At 68.9% G+C, this 22068-nt stretch carries 21 protein-coding genes; 7 read left to right on the top strand and 14 right to left on the bottom strand.

Going from position 1 to position 22068, the window contains the following annotated elements:
• Position 1: 1 nt before the first annotated feature.
• Complete coding sequence (locus tag AC2YHT_RS03825) at positions 2-364, bottom strand: nuclear transport factor 2 family protein (protein ID WP_487288255.1); 363 nt, start codon at positions 362-364, stop codon at positions 2-4.
• Positions 361-879, bottom strand: a complete 519-nt coding sequence (locus AC2YHT_RS03820) for a c-type cytochrome (protein ID WP_487288253.1) — start codon at positions 877-879, stop codon at positions 361-363. The genes AC2YHT_RS03825 and AC2YHT_RS03820 overlap by 4 nt, the downstream gene beginning before the upstream one ends.
• Before the next feature lie 288 nt (positions 880-1167).
• On the opposite strand from AC2YHT_RS03820, the gene AC2YHT_RS03815 reads away from it, so the two are divergent.
• Together AC2YHT_RS03815 and AC2YHT_RS03810 are read left to right on the top strand one after the other, a co-directional pair.
• Positions 1168-1659 (top strand): GcrA family cell cycle regulator, encoded by a 492-nt coding sequence (locus tag AC2YHT_RS03815; protein ID WP_487288251.1) that lies wholly within the window; start codon positions 1168-1170, stop codon positions 1657-1659.
• 34 nt (positions 1660-1693) lie between these two features.
• A complete protein-coding gene (locus AC2YHT_RS03810; protein WP_487288250.1) occupies positions 1694-1894 on the top strand; it encodes a hypothetical protein in 201 nt (66 codons plus the stop codon).
• Positions 1895-2054: 160 nt separating this feature from the next.
• Here the strand turns inward: AC2YHT_RS03810 and AC2YHT_RS03805 are convergent, their stop codons facing one another.
• The 3 genes from AC2YHT_RS03805 to AC2YHT_RS03795 form a co-directional block, all read right to left on the bottom strand.
• Positions 2055-2510, bottom strand: a complete 456-nt coding sequence (locus AC2YHT_RS03805) for a hypothetical protein (RefSeq protein WP_487288249.1) — start codon at positions 2508-2510, stop codon at positions 2055-2057.
• Between the two features lie 38 nt (positions 2511-2548).
• Positions 2549-4021 carry a tyrosinase family protein gene (locus AC2YHT_RS03800; protein ID WP_487288248.1) on the bottom strand — a complete coding sequence of 491 codons (1473 nt, stop codon included), beginning with the start codon at positions 4019-4021 and terminating at the stop codon, positions 2549-2551.
• Positions 4022-4085: 64 nt separating this feature from the next.
• Positions 4086-4733, bottom strand: coding sequence for an alpha/beta hydrolase (locus AC2YHT_RS03795; RefSeq protein ID WP_487288247.1), 648 nt, complete (start codon positions 4731-4733; stop codon positions 4086-4088).
• A gap of 223 nt (positions 4734-4956) precedes the next feature.
• Between AC2YHT_RS03795 and egtB the strand changes: the two genes are divergently transcribed.
• Positions 4957-7116 (top strand): ergothioneine biosynthesis protein EgtB, encoded by a 2160-nt coding sequence (gene egtB, locus AC2YHT_RS03790; protein ID WP_487288246.1) that lies wholly within the window; start codon positions 4957-4959, stop codon positions 7114-7116.
• A gap of 171 nt (positions 7117-7287) precedes the next feature.
• Here egtB and AC2YHT_RS03785 read toward each other — a convergent pair whose 3' ends face one another.
• Positions 7288-7497: a KGG domain-containing protein gene (locus AC2YHT_RS03785; RefSeq protein WP_058350544.1), complete on the bottom strand. Its 210-nt coding sequence runs from the start codon at positions 7495-7497 to the stop codon at positions 7288-7290.
• A 429-nt stretch (positions 7498-7926) separates the two neighbouring features.
• Between AC2YHT_RS03785 and AC2YHT_RS03780 the strand changes: the two genes are divergently transcribed.
• Positions 7927-8466 (top strand): DUF1345 domain-containing protein, encoded by a 540-nt coding sequence (locus AC2YHT_RS03780; protein ID WP_487288245.1) that lies wholly within the window; start codon positions 7927-7929, stop codon positions 8464-8466.
• 159 nt (positions 8467-8625) lie between these two features.
• Here the strand turns inward: AC2YHT_RS03780 and AC2YHT_RS03775 are convergent, their stop codons facing one another.
• From AC2YHT_RS03775 to AC2YHT_RS03765, 3 genes are all read right to left on the bottom strand, one after another.
• Positions 8626-9405 (bottom strand): EF-hand domain-containing protein, encoded by a 780-nt coding sequence (locus tag AC2YHT_RS03775; protein WP_487288243.1) that lies wholly within the window; start codon positions 9403-9405, stop codon positions 8626-8628.
• Between the two features lie 71 nt (positions 9406-9476).
• A complete protein-coding gene (locus AC2YHT_RS03770) occupies positions 9477-10967 on the bottom strand; it encodes an ATP-binding protein (protein WP_487288242.1) in 1491 nt (496 codons plus the stop codon).
• Positions 10964-11731, bottom strand: a complete 768-nt coding sequence (locus tag AC2YHT_RS03765) for a response regulator (protein WP_110121993.1) — start codon at positions 11729-11731, stop codon at positions 10964-10966. Before AC2YHT_RS03765 ends, AC2YHT_RS03770 begins: the two co-directional genes overlap by 4 nt.
• A 105-nt stretch (positions 11732-11836) precedes the next feature.
• Between AC2YHT_RS03765 and AC2YHT_RS03760 the strand changes: the two genes are divergently transcribed.
• Positions 11837-12289, top strand: coding sequence for an EF-hand domain-containing protein (locus AC2YHT_RS03760; RefSeq protein WP_487288241.1), 453 nt, complete (start codon positions 11837-11839; stop codon positions 12287-12289).
• Positions 12290-12396: 107 nt separating this feature from the next.
• Here AC2YHT_RS03760 and AC2YHT_RS03755 read toward each other — a convergent pair whose 3' ends face one another.
• Both AC2YHT_RS03755 and AC2YHT_RS03750 read right to left on the bottom strand, forming a co-directional pair.
• On the bottom strand, positions 12397-13107 hold the full coding sequence (locus AC2YHT_RS03755) for an MBL fold metallo-hydrolase (protein WP_487288240.1): 711 nt from the start codon (positions 13105-13107) through the stop codon (positions 12397-12399).
• Positions 13108-13182: 75 nt separating this feature from the next.
• Positions 13183-14799: an amino acid permease gene (locus tag AC2YHT_RS03750; RefSeq protein ID WP_487288239.1), complete on the bottom strand. Its 1617-nt coding sequence runs from the start codon at positions 14797-14799 to the stop codon at positions 13183-13185.
• Between the two features lie 181 nt (positions 14800-14980).
• Between AC2YHT_RS03750 and hrpB the strand changes: the two genes are divergently transcribed.
• A complete protein-coding gene (gene hrpB / locus AC2YHT_RS03745) occupies positions 14981-17425 on the top strand; it encodes an ATP-dependent helicase HrpB (protein ID WP_487288238.1) in 2445 nt (814 codons plus the stop codon).
• Between the two features lie 38 nt (positions 17426-17463).
• On the opposite strand, the gene AC2YHT_RS03740 is transcribed toward hrpB, so the two are convergent.
• Positions 17464-17664 (bottom strand): hypothetical protein, encoded by a 201-nt coding sequence (locus tag AC2YHT_RS03740; RefSeq protein ID WP_487288237.1) that lies wholly within the window; start codon positions 17662-17664, stop codon positions 17464-17466.
• A gap of 248 nt (positions 17665-17912) precedes the next feature.
• Positions 17913-19526 carry a hypothetical protein gene (locus AC2YHT_RS03735; RefSeq protein WP_487288236.1) on the bottom strand — a complete coding sequence of 538 codons (1614 nt, stop codon included), beginning with the start codon at positions 19524-19526 and terminating at the stop codon, positions 17913-17915.
• Between the two features lie 446 nt (positions 19527-19972).
• Here AC2YHT_RS03735 and gatB point away from each other — a divergent pair, with 446 nt between their 5' ends.
• Complete coding sequence (gene gatB / locus AC2YHT_RS03730; RefSeq protein WP_487288235.1) at positions 19973-21469, top strand: Asp-tRNA(Asn)/Glu-tRNA(Gln) amidotransferase subunit GatB; 1497 nt, start codon at positions 19973-19975, stop codon at positions 21467-21469.
• A gap of 84 nt (positions 21470-21553) precedes the next feature.
• Here the strand turns inward: gatB and AC2YHT_RS03725 are convergent, their stop codons facing one another.
• Positions 21554-21952: a proteophosphoglycan 5 gene (locus AC2YHT_RS03725; RefSeq protein ID WP_487288234.1), complete on the bottom strand. Its 399-nt coding sequence runs from the start codon at positions 21950-21952 to the stop codon at positions 21554-21556.
• Between the last annotated feature and the right edge of the window lie 116 nt (positions 21953-22068).

Genomic DNA, 22068 nt, shown 5'->3' with positions numbered 1-22068 from the left:
CTCACGCCTCGTCACGCTCTTCGGCGACATCCATGCGCGCCACCCGGCTCGCATGGAAGGTGTAGATATGTCGCACGAGGATGTCGGACCAGAGACGGCCCTGCAGATTGGTGACGATCTGCTTGGCGGCGACCGCCACCCGGTCGTCGTCCAACGGGATGAAATCGACCGGATTGGCCTCGACCCGCACCATCGCGTCGCGACGGGACCAGAAGTCGCGCATCGCCTCCAGACCCTGCACGCGGCCGCCGCCGATCTGGTCGGGCCAGTCGATCGCCGGATCGAGCTCGGCGCAGAAGGCCTCGAAGTCCCCGCGGTTGAAGGCCGCGTAGAGCCGGGTCAGGAGGGCGACGCGGTCGTTCATTGAGCGGGAGCGGCCGGGGGCGTCGGTTTGTAGCCCGTCTCGACCTTCAGATAGGCGATCAGGTCGATCCGGTCCTTGGGATTGGCGAGCCCCGCGAAGGTCATCTTGGTGCCCGGCAGGGCGGTGCGCGGATTGGCCAGCCAATGGTCCAGGTGCTCGGCGTCCCAGGTGAAGCCGGCGGCCTTCACGGCGTCGGAATAGGCGTAGCCGGGGTGCGCGCCGGCCTTGCGGCCGAAGACGCCGTAGAGGTTGGGGCCGGTCATGTTGGGGCCGCCCTGCGTGATGGTGTGGCACGAGCGGCAGAGCGCGAACTTGCTCTGGCCGTTCAGCAGGTCGCCGGTGTTGTAGGGGGCGGGGAGGGCGGCCACGGCGGCGGCCTTCTCGGCGTCGGTCGGCGGCGGGGTCGCGGGCGCGGCGGGGGCCGAGGCGGTTTCGCCGGAAGTCTCCCCCTTGGGCGAGCAGGCGGCCAGAGAGACGCAGAGCATGGCCGCGGCCACGACGGTGAGGGTACGCATCACAATCCCCGATAGGCGTTATGTCGCAAGGCTTGCGACGCCGCGCCGCATTCAAATCCAAGCCGGTTTCTGACCCGTGAATTCATCGTAGAACGACGTTATTCGGTCAAGGTCTTGCCGCAGTCTTTTGGGACTCCCTGCGACAACGCACGCTATCTAGCGAGATTCGCAGGGGAAATGTGATTTCGAGAACCGTGGGTATGCACGGAAGAATTTGACCGTTGTTAACCATGATTCTACCCAAGAGAGGCGGGGGCTGATCCCGCGCCCAAAAAAGCGGATAGCGTCATGGACTGGAACGAGGAACGTACCGCCACGCTTAGGAAGCTGTGGCTCGAAGGATTGAGCGCAAGCCAGGTGGCCCGGCAACTCGGCGGCGTCAGCCGCAGCGCCGTCATCGGCAAGATCCACCGCCTGGGCATCACCGCCCGCGAGACCCCGGTCCGGCCGCGCACCGTCGCCGTCCGCGTTTCCCGCCAGGCTCCGCGCGCTCGCGCCGCGGCTCCGGCCCAGGCCCGTCCGGCGCTCCGCCCGCAGACCGCGGTGATGGAAGACCTGACCCCCACCGCCGGCATTCTCGACCTGTCGATGCACTCGTGCCGCTGGCCGATCGGCAATCCGGACGCCGGCGACTTCGGCTTCTGCGGCCGCGAGACCGCCAGCAAGCGCGCCTCCTACTGCCCGGATCACACCCAGGGGGCCTTCCGTCGCTTCCAGTCGCCGTCCGACATCGACGCCTGGACCCGCCAGAGCCTGCCGCAGGAACGCCGCGTCCTCTGACGCGCCTCAACAAGCCTCTCAAGAGAGACATCCCATGATCCTCATCGAGAACGCCGCCGGCAGCAGCCAGGTGATCACGATCATCGAAGAGTTCGCCGGTCACTCGACCTCGCGCGACCTGCAGCCGGGCGACGCCGCCCGTATCCCGGTCGGCCAGTTCAAGTCGATCGTCGTCCGCGAAACCTATCCGGAAGACTGGATGAGCCGAGTGCGCAGCCGCCAAGCCGCTGCCTAGTGAGATCGCGTAACGACCGGATCTTCGCGGAACAGCGCGCTCGCCCGTAGGGAGGCTTGAGCAGGCGCTGAGGATCGCGACCCCGGCCGAAGTATCCGTACCCAGTACGAGCCCCGCGAGCCGCTCTGGCTCGCGGGGCTTGTTCGTTTTGGACGTGAGCTCAGCAGCCGCCTTCGGCGATGGCGGCCAGGCGCGCCTCGCCCAGCACCGCGGTTGCGCCGTCGCCGTCGCCCGACACAGCTTCCAGGGTCAGGCGCAGGCGGGCCTTGCCGGCGTCCAGGCCCTGGCGGTCGACTCGGAAGCCGAAGCTCTGGGCCGGATCGCCCTTGCCGGTCGAGAAGGCGGTCTGCGGAAAGACGGCCGTGCGGCCCAGGGTCTGCACGCCCTGGGCGGTGACCAGGGCGAAAACGAGGTCCACCTGGCCCGAACGGGGCGGGGTGTAGCCGTCGACGCGGGCCACCAGCTGCAGGGCGGGACAGCGTTCGGCGGCCGCGTCGCGGGCCAGGGCCGCCTCGGCCGGGCGGCCGACGACGGCTGTGGCGTTGGCGTTCGCCGAGCAGGCGAAGACGCCGAGTGAGATGGCAAGGGTGGGGGCGAGGGCGAGGAAGCGCGACATGATCCTGTCTCCTGCCTCAGCTTCGCCCCCGCCTGTGGTCAAACGATGACGATTTCGACCTTGGCGTTGGCGACGGTCTCGGGGGCCGCCGCGCCCGACTTGGAGTCGACCGCGATCAGGCGCACGCGGATGTCGTCGCCGACCGTGACGCCCGCGGCGGTCAGGGCCTTCAGGGACGGGGTGAGGTCGCTCGAGGCTGAGATCCCTTCGCCGCCGCCGCCGTGGCCCGCATGGCCCTCGGAGCCGAAGAAGCCGATGGTCGTGACATAGCCGGGATCGCCTTCGCGCGAGCCGCCGCCGCTGCCCGGGCCGTCGATATAGACCTTCACCTCGACATTGTCGGACGACGGAGTCAGGCCGCTGATCAGGGCCAGGACGCGCGAGCCGAGCAGGGCCTGGGGCGTGCTGGCTGGCTGGGATTTGGTCGCACCCAGCAGCGCCTGGCGGTCGCCGCCGGCCTGGGCGCTGGCCAGGAACTGGGCGCCGTTGTCGGTCGAGCGCTTGCGGGCGGCCAGGGAGCGCACGCCAAGATCGGAGGCCGCGGTCGCCGAGCCGCGGGCGAAGATCTGGGTGACGCGCTTGTCCGAAATCTGGCTGGCTTCAGCCAGGCCGAGGCGGGAGGGAGTCGCGCCGTAGGTGTAGCCCAGGGCCGTGACCTGCTGCACCTGGTTGGGGGTGGTCGACCACCACGAGCCGTTCGGGGCCAGGTAGTTGTTCTGGAAGACCATGTTCTGCCAGAGGCCTTCCTGGGTGTTCTGGCGGCCAAGGCCGTTCCAGCGCCACCAGATGCGGTCGATGTTGCCGTGGTGCATCTGGAAGATCGGGTCCATCGGCGAGCGCGTCGTCGGCATCCAGCCGCCCAGCCGAACGTGCACGAGGTTGTGGGGCGTGGACTCGAGCACGCCTTGGGTACCGGTGCGGGTGGTGATCCAGCTGGGATTGAGGTTGTTCTGGCCGCGCGGGCGCGAGGTGCCGAACAGCTCGTAGTTGGTTTCGTTGTAGATCCTGTCCATCACCCCCTGGCCGACGATGTCGTCGGTCAGGACCACGCCGTTGTTGCGCGAGGGCTCGTACAGCGAATTGGTCTGGCCGTTGTAGGTGGGCTCGGAGAAGGCCTGGGGCACCTTGCGGTTGGCCGTCCAGTCCCAGTAGGGCATGGCGAAGCCGAGGTAGCCGGTGACCGAACGGATCATGCGCTCGTACATGGTCACGTAGCCGCGGTGCCAGGGCAGGAAGTACCAGTTGCCGTGCGGGCACTTGTTGAAGCCCTGGTCGGTGCCATGGATGTTGGCCATGTCGGTCCAGGTCGGGCCCTGGCCGGCGGTGCGGGCCTTCAGGATCCTCACCCCGTCGCGCAGGGCCACGACCGTCGGGTCGTTCAGCTTCAGCGAATTGATTTCCTTGCGCACCGGCAGCGGTGCGGCGAGGGCCGACAGGCCCGGCGCGGTTCCGGCGAAGACGGCGCCGCCGCCGAAGCCGACAAGTTTGAGCATGTTGCGGCGCGTGGCCATGGCCGATCCCCCCGTTTTTGCGGTCGTTGGGTTCGACTATGCCGCAATGTTTCGGAAATGCAATCTATGCGGGATTGTCCCGCGCCTGCGCGCTCGAGTGTCCGGCCGTGGCGCGGATCAGCTCCGACAGCAGGGTGCGGCCGCGCGGCCAGGCGCCGTGGCCGGACTCGACGTTGATGTGGCCCGCCCGGCCCAGATCGACGAAGCGCGAGCCCCAGCCGCGAGCAAAGGCCTCGGCGCGGTCGATGGCGACATAGGGGTCGTCGCGGCTGGCGACCACCAGGCTGGGGAAGGGCAGGCGGCTGCGGGGAATGGGCGAGAAGCCGATCAGCAGCCGGCCCGCCGGCCCCTCGCGATTGACGTCGGCCGGCGCCACCAGCAGGGCGCCCCGCACGCCGCGTCCGCCGGTGACCTGGGCCAGGTGGCCGACCAGGGCGCAGCCCAGGCTGTGGGCCACCAGGATCGCGCCGGGACGGCTGCGCACGGCCTCGGCCAGGCTGATGGTCCAGTCGCCGAGGGTTGGGCGCTCCCAGTCGGTCTGGTCCACCCGCTCGGCGTTGGGCAGGGCGCGCTCCCAGTGGCTCTGCCAATGGTCGGGACCGGAGTTGTAGAGGCCCGGCACGATCAGGATCGGCGGATCGTCCGGGGTTGATGACGACGGCGTGTCGCCGGGGCGGGGCGAGTGAGGAAAGGGCGGCGAGGCGAAGGACATCGCTAAACTCTTCAAGACGGGGCGCCGCCGGAGCGGGTTTTGTCCGCTTGTCGCTCTCGCAGGCCGCGTGGAGCAATCCAGATCAATTCAATAGGAATTGAGAACTGCTGATGACACCATGCTGGCAGCAGACCGCATTGCCCTCGTCCCGCGGAACGCCCAAGCTCCCGGTCCGTTGTGAACAACTGTCCGCGCGAGCGGAGCGTCCTCGCCAGGAGCGTGCATGAGTCCCGACGACACCCTGGTCCTGTCCGCCGTCGCCGCGACCGCCGACACGCCCCTGGCTCGTTTCCGCGCCGTGCGCGAGCGGACCGAGGCCCTGGCCGCGCCGCTGTCGCCCGAGGATCAGGCGGCGCAGTCGATGCCGGACGCCAGCCCGGTCAAATGGCATCGGGGCCATACGACCTGGTTCTTCGAGACCTTCCTGCTGGCGCCGTTCCAGCCTGGCTACAAGCCGTACGACCCCGCCTTCGGCTACATCTTCAACTCCTATTACGAGGCCCTGGGACCGCGTCAGCCGAGGCCGCAGCGCGGCCTGATCACCCGGCCGTCCTGCGCCGAGGTCGGGGCCTATCGCCGCCATGTCGACGCGGCCATGGCCCGCCTGCTGTCGGGTCCGCTGTCGCCGGAGATGCTGGAGCGGCTGGAGCTGGGCCTGGCCCACGAGGAGCAGCACCAGGAGCTGCTGCTGATGGACATCCAGCACCTCTTCGCCCAGTCGCCGCTGCAGCCGGCCTATCGTGAGCGGCCCGATCCGCCGCGTCCGGCGGCCAAAAGCCTGGGCTTCGTCGGCTTCGAAGGCGGGCTGGCGACGATCGGCGCCGAGGAGGGCGGCTTCGCCTTCGACAACGAACGCCCGCGCCACCGGGTGTTCATCGAGCCCTTCCGCCTGGCCGACCGGCTGTCGACCAACGGCGAGTGGCTGGGTTTCATGGAGGACGGCGGCTACGAGCGACCGGAGTTCTGGCTGTCGGACGGCTGGGCCATGGTCCAGGTCCAGGGCTGGGAGGCGCCGCTCTATTGGCGCCGGGAAGAGGACGGCGGCTGGACCGAGTTTGGTCTCTCCGGTCGTCGCCCGGTGGATCCGGCCGCGCCGGTGGCGCATATCAGCTATTACGAGGCCGCCGCCTTCGCCCTGTGGTCGGGCGCGCGGCTGCCGACCGAGGCCGAGTGGGAGCTGGCCGCGCGCTCTGACGAGCGGCTGGAGCAGATGTCGGGCGAGGCCTGGCAGTGGACGGCCAGCGCCTATGCGGCCTATCCCGGCTTCCGGCCCGGCGCCGGGGCGCTGGGCGAGTACAATGGCAAGTTCATGGTCGGCCAGATGGTGCTGCGCGGCGGGGCCGCCGGCACGCCGCCGGGCCATGCGCGGGCCAGCTATCGCAATTTCTTCCATCCTGGCCAGCGCTGGATGTTCGCCGGCGTGCGCCTGGCGCGCGACGGGGCCGGCGGGCGTGAGCGGACGATGGACAAGAGCTTTCGAGACGACGTTCTGACCGGCCTGGGCGCCAGCCCCAAGAGCCTGTCCAGCAAGTACTTCTACGACGCCGAGGGCTCGCGCCTGTTCGAGGCGATCACCGAGCTTCCCGAATACTATCCGACCCGCACCGAGACGGCGCTGCTGCGCGCCATCGCGCCGGAGATCGCCGCCCGCATTCCGCGGGGCGCGGCGATGATCGAGTTCGGCAGCGGGGCCAGCACCAAGACGCGGATCGTGCTGGACGCCGCGCCGCAACTGGCGGTCTACGCGCCGATGGACATCAGCGCCTCGGCCCTGGACGCCGCCGCCGCGGCGATCCGCGCCGACTATCCGGACCTGGAGGTGGCGCCGGCCCTGGGCGACTTCACCCATCCGCTGGGCCTGCCGGCGGCGGCGCGGGGACGTCCCGCGGTCGGCTTCTTCCCGGGCTCGACGATCGGCAACTTCCCGACGGACGAAGCGATCGAGTTCCTGAAGGCCGCGCGTGGCCTGCTGGGGCCGGGGGCGCTGTTCGTGGTCGGGGCCGACATCGCCAAGGGGCAGGACGTGCTGATCCCGGCCTATGACGACGCGGCCGGGGTGACGGCGGACTTCAACAAGAACCTGCTGGTCCGGATCAATCGCGAGCTGGGCGGGCGGTTCGACCTCGACGCCTTCGCGCACCGGGCGGTGTGGAACGCCGCCGAGAGCCGGATCGAGATGCATCTGGTCAGCCTGAAGGACCAGACGGTGGAGGTTGCGGGCCGGTCGATCGTCTTCGCGGCCGGCGAGACCATCCACACCGAGAATTCCTACAAGTACGACCCCGAGGCCTTCGCCGAGATGGCGGGCCGGGCCGGCTGGCGCGTCGAGGTGCGCTGGATCAGCGAGAACCCCGCCTTCGGCGTCTTCGCGCTGCGGTCCTGAGGATTGGCCGGAAAAACGGCCTCACTACGAAGAATAGCAAACTGCGGCCGGCCGCTGGATGGCGGACAGCCCAAGAGCCCGGATCGGTCAGCCGATCCGGGCTCTAAAATCCTGATACGTGCGCCGCTACGCTCTGCCGCGCCGCCCGTCCCCCCCTCGGCCGCGGCATTGCTAGAGGTCGCGAGCGCCGAGGCGGCCGCCGCCGCGCGACGAGGAACCGCCCTTGCGGCCGGCGTTAGCGGCCAGGTCGCGGTCCTTGGCGAAGCTGCGTTTCTCGCTGGGGACGCTGGCGCCGCCTTTGCGAGCTATCTCGCGGCGGCGTTCCGGATCCATGGCGGCGAAGCCTCGGCGGCCCCGGGGCCGTTCGCTGTCGAGGTCCATGTCTTGCTCCTAATCGGGACTGGTCACGGGAGGAAACAGGCCCGGCGCGGCGCCGTATGGCCGATCGTCGCCCGGCTGCACCGGAGGCGGCTGCTGCGGGACTTCGTCGGGCGGAGAGCCCGGCGGTTCGTCCGGCGTTTGCGGCTCCAGAGGCGGCGGGGAGTCGGGGTCGGTCATGGCGTCGTTCCGGTGTTCCGGTGAAGTAACCGGTGAAGCCGAGTTCGGTTTCACGTGTCAGGCGAGACAAATGCGGCGTTAAGGACGATTGTCGCGCGAAAAGCTAGGTTGAGAGTGATGAGCAAAGGCGCCTTGAAGGTGGAAAAGACCTCAGTGTTTACAAGGCATTGGAAGCTTCTCGCGGGCTCCCTGGCGGGGCTTTTGGGGTGGGGTTTGGCCCGCCAAATGAATCTGCCCGGAAGCACGCATATTTTGATCGGCTGGGACGTTGGGGCGCTGATCTACGCCGTTTTGCTGTGGCGCCTGTTCCTCACCGCCGACGAGGCGAAGGTTCGCGCCAAGGCCGCGGCCGAGGACGAGGGGCGCTCGATCATGCTGCTGATCGTGCTGTCGGCGATCGCCGCCAGCCTGGCGGCGGTGGTGGCGGCGATGATCGGCGCGCGCTCCGCGGCGGCGTCTGTCAAGGACCTGACGGCGGCCTGCGCGGGGGTGACCCTGCTCTTGTCATGGATCGTGCTGCACTCGGTGTTCGTGCTGCACTACGCCCACCGCCATTTCGGCGGCGGGCCGGGGAAGGGCGGGTTCGGCTTTCCCGGAGAGCCGGCCCGCACCTACAAGGACTTCGTCTATCTGGCCTTCAGCATCGGGGCGACCTTCCAGGTCTCCGACAACGACGTGCGCACCGGGAGCCTGCGCAACCTCGTCACCGCCCACGCGGTGACGGCCTATTTCTACAACACCGCGATCCTGGCGCTGGGGATCAACATCATCGCCGGGGTGGTGAGCGGTTAGAGCTCATCGACATTCCGGGGTTCTGGCCTCCTTTACCCGAGTGTCCCCGCGAAGGCGGGGATCCAAGCGGAGGTTAGAGATGATCCACGGCCACGCCACATCCTGAAAGCCAGCTTGGATCCCCGCCTTCGCGGGGAGGAACGGTTTTGTGGACCGGCCCTAGCCGCGGGGCGGCGGGCCGCCGCGGCCCCGACCACGACCCTTGCCGCCGCGCTCGTCGCCTTCGCCGTCGAGGATCTTCTGCATCGCCGTCTTGGGCAGTTCGGCCAGGGTCAGGCGACCGTCGCCGTCCTTGTCGAGCAGCTTGAAGCGCGAGATCGCCGCCTTGGTCGCCTCGTCGCGGGTGATGCGGCGGTTGAAGTCGGCGTCGGCGCCCATCACCGGCTGGGGTTCGGCCAGCAGGGCGAAGGGCGTGGCGCCCAGCAGCATGTTGCCAAGGCCGTTGGGACGCCGGCGCGGGCCGTCGCCGTCCGGACCGCCGCCTTCGCCGCCGCTCGGGGCTTCCATGGCCTGTTGCGGCATGGCCGAGGCCTGGACGATCTCGGGCGCGATGTTGCGCTCGTAGGCCGAGACCTCGAAGCCGTCGACGACGCCCGACTTGTCGACGTCGAGGCGGTCGAAGAAGCGCAGGGAGTCGGCGACGAACTCTTCGCGGGTCAGGGCGCCGTCATGGTTGGCGTCGGCGCCGGCGAACCAGGCCACGACCGGATAGGGCTGGCCGGGGTCGGCGCGGAACGGCTCGCCCGCCGGGCTGATGAACACCTGCTTGCCGCCGGGACCGCCGCCCGGGCCGCCGGGACCGCGTCCGTCCTCGCCCGGAGGCGGGCCGAAGCCGGGGCGACCGCCGGTACCGCCTGGACCGCCCTTGGGGGGCGCGCTGGCGCAGGCGGCGAGCGACAAGGCGGCGAGGGCCAGAAGAGGCAAGGCGCGTGCGGTCATGGAAGAACTCCTTCCCACCGCTTGAAGCCGCGCCGCGTTGCGCTCTGATGTCGCCGCCGCAACAGTCTAGTCTAGGCGGGCAGGGTGACCTTGGCGCGCAGGCCGCCTTCGGGACGGTTCGACAGCGACACGTCGCCGCCGTGGGCGCGGGCCAGCGAGCGCACGACGGCCAAGCCAAGGCCGATGCCGCCGGTCTCGCGGTTGCGCGAGGGCTCGCCGCGGAAGAAGGGCTCGAACACCCGCTCCAACTCGGCGGCCGGCACGCCGGGACCGTCGTCGTCGATCTCGATCACGGCGCAGTCGTTCTCGCGATAGACCCGGCCGCGGGCCGCGCCGCCGTACTTCAGGGCGTTCTCGACCAGGTTGGTGACCAGGCGCTTGAGGGCGATCGGGTCGCCTTCGACGACGATCTTCTCGCCTTCCTCGGCCGTGGCGTTTCCACCCGTCTCGGCGGTCTCGTCCATGACGCTTTCCAGCAGCGAGGCCAGTTCGAGCTTGGTGCGCTCGGCTTCCCGGCTGGTGTCGCGGACGAAGGCCAGGGTGGCCGAGATCATCGCCTCCATCTGGTCGATGTCGACTTCGAGCTTGTTGCGCACGTCTTCCGGCGCGGCCTCGATGCGGAAGCGCAGGCGGGTGAGCGGCGTGCGCAGGTCGTGGGCGATCGCGCCGATCATGGCGGTGCGGTCCTCGACGTAGCGGCGCAGGCGCTCCTGCATGTTGTTGAAGGCGCTGGAGGCGGCGTTGACCTCGGCCGAGCCGAACAGGCTGAGCGGCGGCGCGCGCGGGTCGCGGCCCAGGCGCTCGGCGGCGGCGGCGAAGGCGGTGATCGGGCCGGCCAGGCGGCGGGCGAACAGCCAAGCCAGCGGCGAGACGGCCAGCACCGACAGGGCCAGGATCAGCAGGATGCGCTGCTGCCAGCTGTCGAAGCGGAAGGTGGGCTTGGGCTCGACCACCATCCAGCGGCCGTCGGCCTGGCGCACGCCCAGCTCGAAGTCGCCGAACAGGAACGGCTCGTCGCGCATGATCGCCGCCAGGCGTTCGACCGACGAAGACATTCGCGGGGACATGCCGGGCGGGGGACCGCCCGGGCCGGGCATGCCGCCCACGCCGTCCGGCCCAGGGCCGGGTCCAGGACCGGGGCCACCGGGACCGCCAGGGCCGCCGCCAGGACCGCCCTGGGGCGGCGGCGACTTCTGCCGCTGGGTGCGCACGAAGAAGCGCGGACCGTTGTCGGTGAGGATCGAGATGCGCTCGACCGGCAGGTTGAGCTCGCGGCCGATGGCGGCCTTGAACTCGGCCCGGCGCGGGGAGTCGTCGTTGTCGAGCTTCATGCCCGAGCGATGACGGATGACCAGGGGGCGTCCGTCGCGCGGGTGCACGATCTGGCCGGTCTTCAGCGCCCGGGTGATCTCGCTGAGGCGATAGAACTCGGGCGGGGGCGGCGGAAGCGTGAAGATGACCCCGATGGCGATCAGCTGCGCCGCCACCAGGGTGACGATCACAAGTCCCAGGGCCTGGGCGAACAGGGGAGCGTCGCGTCGCCCCGGGACTGCGAACTTCATGGCGTGCGAGTGACCTTGGGCGTGAACATGTAGCCCTCGCTGCGGATCGTGCGGATCAGTTCGCCGCCGCCGCCGTCGTCCAGCTTGCGCCGCAGACGGCTGATCTGGACGTCGATCGCGCGGTCGTAGGCGTCGCTGTCGCGGCCGCGGGCCAGGTCCAGCAGTTGGTCGCGGGTCAGGACCCGTTGCGGACGCTCGACGAAGGCGCGCAGCAGCGAGAACTCGCCGCTGGACAGGTTCACGACCACCGACTGCGGCGAGCGCAGTTCGCGGCGGACGAGGTCGAGACGCCAGCCGGCGAATTCGCAGGCCGCGCCCATGGTGTCGTCGCTCGAGCGCGGCTCGGCGCGGCGACGCAGGACGGCGCGGACGCGGGCCAGCAGTTCGCGCGGGTTGCACGGCTTGGGCAGGTAGTCGTCGGCGCCGAGTTCGAGGCCGACGATGCGGTCGGTCTCTTCGCCCATGGCCGAGAGCATGATGATGGCGGGGCCGTCCTGCGCCGCGAGGCGGCGGCAGATGGCCAGGCCGTCTTCGCCCGGCAGCATGACGTCGAGCACGACGAGATCGACCGGACCCTTTGCGAGGGCCTGTTCCATCGTGCGGGCGTCCTGGGCGCTGTCGACGACATAGCCATGGCGGACGAGGAAGTCGGACACGACGTCGCGAATGCCCGGATCGTCATCGACGATCAGGATGCGGGCGCCGGCGCCCTTGGTGGTGTCCGCGACAGCGGCGGACTGTGCTGTGGTCGGGGAGGTGTCCATGACGGTCGTCCTTTCATGCCCCTGTCACCGTCAGATTTCACGCTTGCAACAGGCGCGCAACCTGATCGTGACTCCCTAGCGTCAAATCGCCACGGAGCATTTTCCATGAACCGACTCGCTACCGCCGTCTTCGGCTTGTCCCTGCTGGCCGCCGGGGCGGTCCATGCCCAGCCAGGCCAGGGCGGACCTGGGCGCGGCCCGGACGCCGACGGCGACGGCGTCGTCACCGCCGCCGAGTTCGAGGCCTCCGCCCTGCAGCGCTTCGAGCGTCTGGACGCCAACAAGGACGCCGTCGTCGACGCGGCTGAGATCGAGGCGCTCAAGAAGCGCTTCGAGGAACGCGAAGGCGGCAATGGCGGCCCGAGCGGGGGTCCGCCCGGGGGCTTCGGCGGCCGGATGCTGGCCCAGCTGGCCGCGCAGGACGCCGACCAGGACGGCAAGATCACCAAGGACGAGGCTCTTGCCGCCGCCCGCGCCCAGTTCGCCAAGGCCGACAACAATCACGACGGCAAGCTGACCGGCGACGAGTACCGCATGGGACCGCCGCCTCAGCGGTAGGGTTCAAGCGAAACCTCGCCCTTCGACAGGCTCAGGGTGAGGTTTCTACTGCACTGTCGTCAGATTGGTCCTCATCCTGAGCTTGTCGAAGGACGAGGACCACGCAGCTACCCCGGCGAGCGGTTCACCGGAGCCGCGTAGCCGGGTCCCTTCATGGCGGCGACCGCACGGTCGCCGACAAAGGGATTGTTGCGGCGCTCGGCGCCGAAGCTCGACATCGGGCCGTGGCCCGGCACGAAGCGCACGTCGTCGCCCAGCGGCCACAGCTTGCCGGTGATGGCGTCGATCAGGTCCTGGTGGTTGCCGCGCGGAAAGTCGGTGCGGCCGATCGAGCCCTGGAACAGCACGTCGCCGACCTGGGCGAACTTGGTCTCGCGGTGGAAGAAGATCACGTGGCCCGGCGTGTGGCCCGGGCAGTGCAGGACCTCGAACTGGGTCTCGCCCAGGGTGACGACGTCGCCGTCCTCCAGCCAGCGGTCGGGCACGAAGATGCGGGCCTCGGGCACGCCGTACATCTCGCCGCTCTCCTGGATGCGGTCGATCCAGAACTGGTCGTCCTTGTGCGGGCCTTCGATCGGAACGCCGGTCCTGGCCTTCAGCTCGGCCGCGCCGCCGGCGTGGTCCATGTGGCCGTGGGTGATCCAGATCTTCTCCAGCGTCAGACCCTGGTCGGCCAGGGCGCGCAGCAGGCGGTCGACCTCGCCGCCCGGATCGATGACGGCGGCCTTCTTGGTCTTGGAGCACCAGACGATCGTGCAGTTCTGCTGCAGCGGCGTGACCGGGGCGATGACGGCGCTGATCGGCGACGGGTTGGTCACGGGGGCGGGCTCCAAACGAAAACGGGCGGGACCCGAAGATCCCGCCCGTCTGAACTAGAGGCTATGGCCTCAAGATCAAGACCGTTCCTCGGGCGAACCCGGGGCCGGAGCGCCCGGCATCGGCGGAACCGAGGTGCCCGGCGCCTCGGCGGCCAGTTCCGGCACGTCGATCAGGCCGCGGCCCAGGTGGCTCTTGCGGATGCCGTAGGCCAGGTAGATCACCAGGCCCAGGGCGCCCCAGATCGGCAGCACCAACATCGCTTCCAGCGGCAGGTTGAAGTAGAGCGCCGCGCAGCCAACCATGGCCAGCGGACCCACGACCCAGACCAGCGGCGTCTTGAACGGACGGTGGCGCTTGGGATCCTTCACCCGCAGCACCATCACCGCGATCGCCACCATGAAGAAGGCGAACAGGGTGCCGGAGTTGGAGATGTCGGCCAGCTGGCCGACCGGGAAGAAGGCGGCCGCGATCGCGACGAACACGCCCGTGACCATGGTCACGATGTGCGGCGTCTTGAACTTCGGGTGGATGGCCGCGAGCTTCTCCGGCAGCAGGCCGTCGCGGGCCATGACGAAGAAGATGCGGGTCTGGCCGTAGATCATCATCAGGATGACCGAGGGCAGGGCCAGGTTGGCGGCCAGGCCCAGCAGGTTGCCGACGACGGGCCAGTTGATCTCGCGCAGCACGTGGGCGAGGGCTTCGTTCGAGCAGACCAGGCTGTCCTTGTTGGCGGCCAGCGAGCAGGCGGCCTGGAAGGCGGCCGAGCCGGGCTGGATGGCCGAACCGTCGGCGCCGAGCACCGGCTGGGCGCCGATGGCGCCGATCGCGCCGGAGGCCACCAGCAGGTAGAAGACGGTGCAGAGCGCCAGGCTGCCGATCAGGCCGATCGGGACGTTGCGCTGCGGGTTCTTGGTCTCTTCGGCGGCCGTCGAAACGGCGTCGAAGCCTACATAGGCGAAGAAGATCGAGGCCGCGGCGCCGACGATGCCCATGCCGCTGGTGCCCTCGGGGCCGAACCAGCCGTTGGGGGCGAAGGGCGAGAAGTTGCCGCTCTTGATGGCCGGGATGGTCAGCACGATGAAGGCGGTCAGGGCGGTGACCTTGATGGCCACGAGCACGGCGTTGACGCGGGCGCTTTCGGTGGTGCCGATGACCAGCAGGGCGGTCACGGCCAGGGCCACGACGATGGCCGGGATGTTGACGATGCCGGCGCTGAAGTCGGCGACCGGGATGAAGCCGTGCATCGACCAGGCCGGACCGGCTCTAAGCAGGGCTGGCCACTGGAAGCCCAGGGCGTTCTCGATAAGGCCGAGGAAGTAGCCCGACCAGCCGGCCGACACGGCGCTGGCGGCGACGGCGTATTCCAGGATCAGCGCCCAGCCGACCATCCAGGCCAGCGGCTCGCCCATCACGGCGTAGGAGTAGGTGTAGGCCGAGCCCGAGACGGGGACCATCGAGGCCAGTTCGGAGTAGCAGAGCGCGGCGATGGCGCAGACGGCGCCGGCGATCACGAAGCTCCAGATCATCCCGGGGCCCGCCTTCTGGGCGGCCGCAGCGGTCAGAACGAAGATCCCGGTGCCGATGATCGCGCCTACCCCCAGCAGCGTCAGCTGGATCGGTCCGAGCGAGCGATGAAGGGATTTTTTCTCAGCCGTCGCTAGGATCGCATCAAGCGATTTTACGCGCCACATAGTTCCTCCTGGATAGGCAAGACTCCCCCCCGGGGGTCGCCTTTAGAAAATTTTGCGGACGGTGACCCGTTTATGAGCATGGGGTCAAGGCCGCGCCGCCGAAGCGCGTAAATGTTCTCCCGTGGGCGGGCTAGTCCAGTCCTGCTTGGCGTTGATCCCCAGCCCAGCTAAAGCCGGCGCGATGCTGCCCATTTTTCAGGCCATTCCCGCGCTCAAAGGCGCCTTGAGCAACCGCGAGACCGCCGTTCTCGTCGCCCCGCCCGGGGCGGGCAAGACCACGGCCGTTCCCTTGGCGCTGCTGGGGGAATCCTGGGTCGGCGAGGGCAAGATCGTCATGCTGGAGCCGCGCCGCCTGGCCGCCCGCGCGGCCGCCGCGCGCATGGCCCAGACCCTGGGCGAGGCCGTCGGCGAGACGGTGGGCTTCCGCGTGCGCCTGCAGTCGAAGGTGTCGGCCAAAACGCGCGTCGAGGTGGTCACCGAGGGCGTCTTCACGCGGATGATTCTCGACGATCCGGGCCTGGACGGCGTGGCCTGCGTGATCTTCGACGAGTTCCACGAGCGCAGCCTCGACGCCGACCTGGGCCTGGCCCTGGCGCGCGACTCTCAAGGCCTGCTGCGCGACGACCTGAAGATCCTCGTGATGTCGGCCACGCTGGACGGCGCCCGCGTCTCGGCCCTGCTCGGCGATGCGCCGGTGGTCGAGAGCCAGGGGCGGATGTTCCCGGTCGAGACCCGCTATCTGGGCCGCGACGACCGCCTGCGGCTAGAGGAGCGGGTCGGCCGCGCCGTCGAGCGGGCGCTGGCCGAGGAGACCGGCAGCGTGCTGGTCTTCCTGCCGGGCCAGGGCGAGATCCGCCGGGCCGAGAGCTGGCTGGCCGAGCGCCTGCGCCGGCCCGACGTCGATCTGGCCCCTCTATATGGCGCGCTGGATCCGGCCGAGCAGGACCGCGCCGTGCAGCCCGCGCCCGCCGGCCGCCGCAAGGTGGTGCTGGCCACCTCGATCGCCGAGACCAGCCTGACCATCGAGGGCGTGCGGGTGGTGATCGACGCAGGGCTCTCGCGCGTGCCGCGCTTCGATCCCTCCAGTGGCCTGACCCGGCTTGAGACCGTGCGCGTGGCCCGCGCCGCCGCCGACCAGCGCCGGGGCCGCGCCGGCCGCACCGAGCCGGGCGTCTGCTACCGCCTGTGGGACGAGCCGGAAACCCGGGCCCTGACGCCCTTCGCCCGGCCCGAAATCCTGGAGGCCGACCTGTCGCGTCTGGCCCTGGACCTGGCCCGCTGGGGCGCCAAGGACGCCGAGGGCCTTGCGTTCCTCGATCCGCCGCCGCGCGCGGCCTTCACCGAGGCGCGGTCGCTGCTGACGCGCTTGCAGGCGCTGGACGCGGCCGGCGGGCTGACGGCGCACGGCAAGGCGCTGTCGAACATGCCGCTGGCCCCGCGTCTGGCCCATATGGTCGCTCGCGCCGCCGCTTCGGGCCAAGCCCACCGCGCCGCCGAGATCGCCGCCGTGCTCAGCGAGCAGGGGCTGGGCGGGCGCAGCGTGGATCTGCGCCAGCGGCTGGAGGGCTTTGGCCGCGACCGCACGCCTCGGGCGCGTGACGCCCGCGCCCTGGCCGAGCGCTGGTCGCGTCAGGCGGGCAAGCCGAGCGGGGCCGATCCGCTGGATGACGCCCTGCTGCTGGCCGAGGCCTATCCCGAGCGGGTGGCCCGGGCGCGGGGCAAGTCGGGCGAATACCAGATGGCCAGCGGCCGCGGCGTCTATCTGGAGCCGACCGACGCCCTGGCCCGCGAGACCTGGCTGGCGGTGGGCGAGCTGGGCGGCGGCGAGGCCCGCGACCGCATCCTGCTGGCCGCACCGCTAGACGAGGACGCCTTGCGCGCCGCCTTCGCCGACCGCCTGCTCGCCGAGGACCGGCTGGAGACCAGCGGCGGCGGCAAGCTGCGCGCCAAGCGCCTGCTGCGCCTGGGCAAGCTGGTGGTCGACGAGAAGATCATCGACAAGCCCGACCCCGCCCTGATCGCCGGCGCCCTGGCCGACCAGGTGCGGGCCGACGGCCTCGCGGCCCTGAAGCTGGGCGAGCGGGGCAGGGGGCTGCTCGACCGCGTGGCCTTCCTGCGCGCCAATGACGGCGAGGCCTGGCCGGACCTGTCGGAAGCGGCCCTGGTCGCGCGGCTGGACGAATGGCTGGAGCCGCTGCTGGCCGGCCGCTCGTCATTGGCCAGCCTCGACGAGGGCACGCTGGAAGCGGCGATCAAGACGCTGATCCCGTGGGACATGCAGGGCAGGATCGAAGCCCAGGCCCCGGCGCGCTTCACCGCCCCGACCGGCTCCAGCTTCGCCATCGACTACGCCGCCGAGGGCGGTCCGCGCGTCGAGGTGCGGGTGCAGGAACTGTACGGAATCGCCGAACACCCGGCCGTGGCCCACGGCAAGGTCCCCCTGACTCTCGCCCTGCTGTCGCCCGCCCACCGCCCGATCCAGATCACCAAGGACCTGCCGGGCTTCTGGAAGGGCTCCTGGCGCGACGTGAAGGTGGAAATGAAGGGCCGCTATCCCCGGCATGTGTGGCCGGACGACCCGGCCAGCGCCGCGCCGACGACACGGGCTAAGCCTCGGGGGACGTGAGGGGCGGCTGGCGGCGCCGGCCCAGGTGAACGCCTACGCTATTGCGCTTGATCGGCGGTCAGCGCCGTCTTCACGCTGGCGTCCGGAGCGCCGGCCATGGCGTCGCGGCGATCGGCCTCTTTCTGCTTGTCCTTCTTGGCTTGATCGTGATGCCACTTGATCGAGAAGAACATGCCGACGCCCAGCACGATGATCTTGAGTGGGAAGAAAACGATAGGAAACAGGTTTTCCCAGTCCACGACTTCACTCCACAAAGATTTTCGAAAACGCGCGGGTCGCTTTTCTGACGCGCGGGCTGTCTATCAATTTTGTCCGTTCAGGTGTCGTGGACAAAGTGTCCAATCGCGACAATCAGCCTGGCGCTGGCTTCCACCTCGGAGCGAGTGTGGGTTGAGGCGCGGGGTCAGGAATTGCACCGCATCGGGCCTCAGCCCCAGGCTGACGCTTTGGTGACTCCAGTCGGGCCAACGCCGCCTTTGGAAGGCGGTTAGCGTGCCGCCACAACCGCCTGCAGATCGGGAACGTCGTAACGTAAACCTGGATCGAGCTGTTCGAACAGCAGGTGAAGTCGTCGCCGATGCTGCGCGCCGCCTGACGAGGCCGCGCGTACGAGCAGCTCGCGCATCCAGCCCAGCTCTCCGTCCGCTGGCAAGGCTTTGATGTCGCGCGCTACGACCTCGACCATATACCGGGCAAAGCCATCGCCTATGGCGTTCGATGCCAAGACCGCGCGCAGGCTGCGGCCAAGCGCAATAGCCGCCGACTTAGGGATGTGGCCAGAGTCGGGCTGCAGGCCGGGCGCGGTCCGGCGGTGTATGGAATCCTCGGGCAGGTGACGAACCATCTTTGCCCATTCACCCAACATGTTGAATGCCGAATAGATCAAGCGCGCCGCCAAGGTCGGGAACTCGTCATCGATGTCCACACCGGGGCCAGTCTCGTCATAGGCTTGAGCCAGGCGGTCGACGATCATAGGCACATAGTCGAGCCACATGTTGTAGCCGTGCGCCTGGTGCGCGGCCTCGGTCACCATGAGGTTGAAGAAGCTAAAAGCAGCGAAAACCGGGTCGCGCCAGCAGGTCTCATTGAACCGCTCGTCGGGTTTGCTCCGCAGGCTTCCTAGATAAGCATTTTGGGGATCGACCCGCAGGACAGCCAGCGCATGATCACCAATCGGCTTCCAGGCACCCAGCCTATCGGCTCGCTCGATGTCGCCAAACAGGTACTGAAGCAGGCGAGCGCTGTCGGGAATTACATACCGGCAGGGACCGCGGGTCTGCTGGGTCTGCTCCAGTTCTTGGTGTAGTGCGCTGCCGGGCCTTTCGATCAGGCCGCCAAGATAGAGGTCGGAAAAGTCGACCGGCGTGAAGGTCTGCATGCGCAACAGGGCGATCCCAAAATAGGGCCGCATCTCGATCAGGTAGGTCCGAAGGCCAGGACTATTGAAAAGTATACGCACGACGGCTTCGGCCGCTTCCTGCGCGCCGTTTTGGCGAGGTGTAAGGACGCCCAGCCAGCCGACGATGGGCAAGACTCGACGCCAAGACGCCCAACCGATGTCGGGCTTCTGGGGGCGGTGATCGAAGATCGCCTGCCTACGGCCTTTCTCCGTATAGCGCAGTCGCCAGACGGAGCACTGGTCGGCCAGTCGCTGGAGGTAAAGTTTCCGCCGAGCCGCCGCATCGACGAACGGCAGGTACGGTTCGATGAAGGCGATAAGTTCGGCATAGCGCTGTTCATAGATCAGCGTCTCGGACAAGCGCGCGATGGCCTTAAGCGCGCCCGCCCCCGGCCTAGCTAGGTGGTGCAACGTCCAGGCAACCGCCATCCAGACCAGCACGACTAGGAAAGCGGCTTGCGGCGGCCGCACGCCGCCCGTCTCCGGGATGATCACCGCCGCGCAGATGTTCGACCAGGGCAAGACGCAAGGCCGAGCGACGACGTCGAAGAACTCAAGATAGAGAACCAAGCCAAGGGCCGCCACCGCCACCGGTAGCTGAATCCAAAGCGCCAACCGAGCGCGTAACCTCGGCACGGCCGGCACGACAGCGTAGATTGCCGCAGCCAAACCCAGCACAGTCAAAACCCCGTCCAGGGTCATGCCCTAGTGATCTCCAGATCGACTCATAGTTTTCGGCTAAGCTTAGCGCAAGGAATGGGCGATTGGCGCGCGATATGGAAGATCGCCACATCCACTATGGTCATGAATACAATCCCTCGGCGGTCGGATTTTTGGCGGGCTTCGAAGGAAGAAGCGACGGCTATCCGCCTGCGCGCGCGGCGGCCCCCGTCCAGTTTCTGAGCGATCTGAAAGTCCGCAACTGGCGCGTTGCTGCCGTTCGAGCCGCCCGTTTTCGGCGACGGAATCTACTAGGGAAGCGATGAAGGCGGAGAATGGAGGGCAATCAACTCCCCCCCGCAACAAACCACCCCGCCAGCCTTGCCTTCCCCGACCCCCACGGTGCATGAGGAACCCCTGAAACGGCGAGGCCTGCTTCGCTGTCCCGCACTAACCGGCCTTCCGGCGACGGAGGGAGGACAAGAGACATGACCGAAGCTGCTTCCAAGACCATCAAGGGTCGCACCGGCGACTGGGAAATCGTGCTGGGCCTCGAGGTCCACGCCCAGGTGGCCAGCAAGTCCAAGCTGTTCTCGGGCGCGGCCGTCGGCTTCGGCGCCGGTCCCAACGAGCAGGTCAGCCTCGTCGACGCGGCCATGCCGGGCATGCTGCCGGTGCTGAACGGCTTCTGCGTCGAGCAGGCGGTGAAGACGGGCCTGGGCCTGAAGGCGCAGATCAACCTGAAGAGCCGCTTCGACCGCAAGAACTACTTCTATCCCGACCTGCCGCAGGGCTATCAGATCAGCCAGTTCGACCAGCCGATCGTCGGCGAGGGCGTGGTGGTGGTCGAGCGCGACGACGGCACGACCTTCGACGTGCGCATCGAGCGCCTGCACCTGGAGCAGGACGCCGGCAAGTCGCTGCACGATCAGGACCCGAACGCGACCTATGTGGACCTGAACCGCGCGGGCACGGCGCTGATGGAGATCGTCTCCAAGCCCGACATGCGCACCTCGGAAGAGGCGGCCGCCTACGTCAAGAAGCTGCGCACGATCCTCGTCTATCTGGGCACCTGCGACGGCGACATGGAGAAGGGCAACCTGCGCGCCGACGTCAACGTGTCGGTCTGCCGTCCGGGCGACTACGAGAAGTTCCGCGAGACCGGCAGCTTCAAGCACCTGGGCACGCGCTGCGAGATCAAGAACGTCAACTCCTACCGCTACATCCAGCAGGCCATCGAGTACGAGGCCCGTCGCCAGATCGAGATCCTGGAGGACGGCGGCGTGATCGACCAGGAGACCCGCCTGTTCGACCCGACCAAGGGCGAGACCCGCTCGATGCGTTCGAAGGAAGAGGCGCACGACTATCGCTACTTCCCCGATCCGGATCTGCTGCCGCTGGTGCTGGACCCGGCCTGGGTGAAGTCGATCGAAGAGACCCTGCCGGAACTGCCGGACGCCAAGAAGGCCCGTCTGCAGAGCCAGTACGGCCTGTCGGCCTACGACGCCGGCGTGCTGATCATCGAGAGCGACCGCGCCGACTACTTCGAGGCCGCCGCGAAAGGCCGCGACGCCAAGCTGGTGTCGAACTGGGTGACCAACGAGCTGCTGTCGAAGCTGTCGTCGGGCGGCCACGAGATCGCCGCTTCGCCGCTGCCGTCGTCGGACATCGCCCAGCTGGTCGAGCTGATCGAGAACGGCACGATCTCGTCGAAGATCGCCAAGGAGGTCTTCGAGCACATGTGGGCAGGCGAAGGCCGTCCCGCTGAGATCGTCGAGAAGCGCGGCCTGGTGCAGATCAACGACACCGGCGCCATCGAGGCGGCGATCGACGAGCTGATCGGCGCCAACCCCGACAAGGCCGCGGCGGTGAAGGAAAAGCCCCAGGCCATCGGCTGGTTCGTCGGCCAGGTGATGAAGGCCACCGGCGGCAAGGCCAATCCGGGCACGGTCAACGACCTGCTGAAGGCCAAGCTGGGTCTCTGATCCTCAAGCCTTGCGGACAAAATGAAAGGGCCCGTCGCGCAAGCGGCGGGCCCTTCTCTTTTGGGGGACTCGAACAGACGCGCTCTATTGAGGCGTGGACGGGTCCTGCGGCGTCGCGGACGAGGAGGCGGCCGCGTCGTCGGCCGACTTCTTGTGCTTCTTGGCCTTCTTGGCGGGCTTGGCCGCGTCCTCGGCCGCCGGGGCGGTGGTGGTCGAGGTGTCGCCCGGCGCGGTGGCCGAACTGGGCGAAGCCGCGCCCGTGGCGCTGTCGGCCTGCGGCGTCGTGCTGTCGGTTGTAGCCGGAGCGGTGGTCGAGGCCGACGGATCGGTGGTGGTCGTGGTCGATGAGCCCCAGCTGCCGGCGCCGGTCGAGGGCGGGGTCTGGGACGACGGATCGGCGGGGGCCTGCTGGGCGAGGGCCGATCCGGCGTAACCGGCGGCGGCGAGGGCGAGGACGGCGGCGGTAATGCGCAAGCTCTTCATCGGTAAGCGCCTTCGTGGCTGCGGCGTCGGACTGTGACGCGGAGCGAACGCTGGGGGCGGCTTGCGGCCGAAATGACCCCGCAATCGGGCTTTGCGGCCGCATGCATGACGCGCGC

The organism is Caulobacter sp. SRI_008, from assembly GCF_057586355.1.
The sequence above is the reverse complement of the archived record's forward strand: the minus strand, read 5'-3'. Positions and strand labels throughout refer to the sequence as shown.

Excerpts from the sequence above, each read along its gene's own strand:
- AC2YHT_RS03825 (WP_487288255.1), bottom strand. The coding sequence starts at position 364 with ATGAACGACCGCGTCGCCCTCCTGACCCGGCTCTACGCGGCCTTCAAC.
- AC2YHT_RS03820 (WP_487288253.1), bottom strand. The coding sequence starts at position 879 with ATGCGTACCCTCACCGTCGTGGCCGCGGCCATGCTCTGCGTCTCTCTG.
- AC2YHT_RS03815 (WP_487288251.1), top strand. The coding sequence starts at position 1,168 with ATGGACTGGAACGAGGAACGTACCGCCACGCTTAGGAAGCTGTGGCTC.
- AC2YHT_RS03810 (WP_487288250.1), top strand. The coding sequence starts at position 1,694 with ATGATCCTCATCGAGAACGCCGCCGGCAGCAGCCAGGTGATCACGATC.
- AC2YHT_RS03805 (WP_487288249.1), bottom strand. The coding sequence starts at position 2,510 with ATGTCGCGCTTCCTCGCCCTCGCCCCCACCCTTGCCATCTCACTCGGC.
- AC2YHT_RS03800 (WP_487288248.1), bottom strand. The coding sequence starts at position 4,021 with ATGGCCACGCGCCGCAACATGCTCAAACTTGTCGGCTTCGGCGGCGGC.
- AC2YHT_RS03795 (WP_487288247.1), bottom strand. The coding sequence starts at position 4,733 with ATGTCCTTCGCCTCGCCGCCCTTTCCTCACTCGCCCCGCCCCGGCGAC.
- egtB (WP_487288246.1), top strand. The coding sequence starts at position 4,957 with ATGAGTCCCGACGACACCCTGGTCCTGTCCGCCGTCGCCGCGACCGCC.
- AC2YHT_RS03785 (WP_058350544.1), bottom strand. The coding sequence starts at position 7,497 with ATGGACCTCGACAGCGAACGGCCCCGGGGCCGCCGAGGCTTCGCCGCC.
- AC2YHT_RS03775 (WP_487288243.1), bottom strand. The coding sequence starts at position 9,405 with ATGACCGCACGCGCCTTGCCTCTTCTGGCCCTCGCCGCCTTGTCGCTC.
- AC2YHT_RS03770 (WP_487288242.1), bottom strand. The coding sequence starts at position 10,967 with ATGAAGTTCGCAGTCCCGGGGCGACGCGACGCTCCCCTGTTCGCCCAG.
- AC2YHT_RS03765 (WP_110121993.1), bottom strand. The coding sequence starts at position 11,731 with ATGGACACCTCCCCGACCACAGCACAGTCCGCCGCTGTCGCGGACACC.
- AC2YHT_RS03760 (WP_487288241.1), top strand. The coding sequence starts at position 11,837 with ATGAACCGACTCGCTACCGCCGTCTTCGGCTTGTCCCTGCTGGCCGCC.
- AC2YHT_RS03750 (WP_487288239.1), bottom strand. The coding sequence starts at position 14,799 with ATGTGGCGCGTAAAATCGCTTGATGCGATCCTAGCGACGGCTGAGAAA.
- hrpB (WP_487288238.1), top strand. The coding sequence starts at position 14,981 with ATGCTGCCCATTTTTCAGGCCATTCCCGCGCTCAAAGGCGCCTTGAGC.
- AC2YHT_RS03735 (WP_487288236.1), bottom strand. The coding sequence starts at position 19,526 with ATGACCCTGGACGGGGTTTTGACTGTGCTGGGTTTGGCTGCGGCAATC.
- gatB (WP_487288235.1), top strand. The coding sequence starts at position 19,973 with ATGACCGAAGCTGCTTCCAAGACCATCAAGGGTCGCACCGGCGACTGG.
- AC2YHT_RS03725 (WP_487288234.1), bottom strand. The coding sequence starts at position 21,952 with ATGAAGAGCTTGCGCATTACCGCCGCCGTCCTCGCCCTCGCCGCCGCC.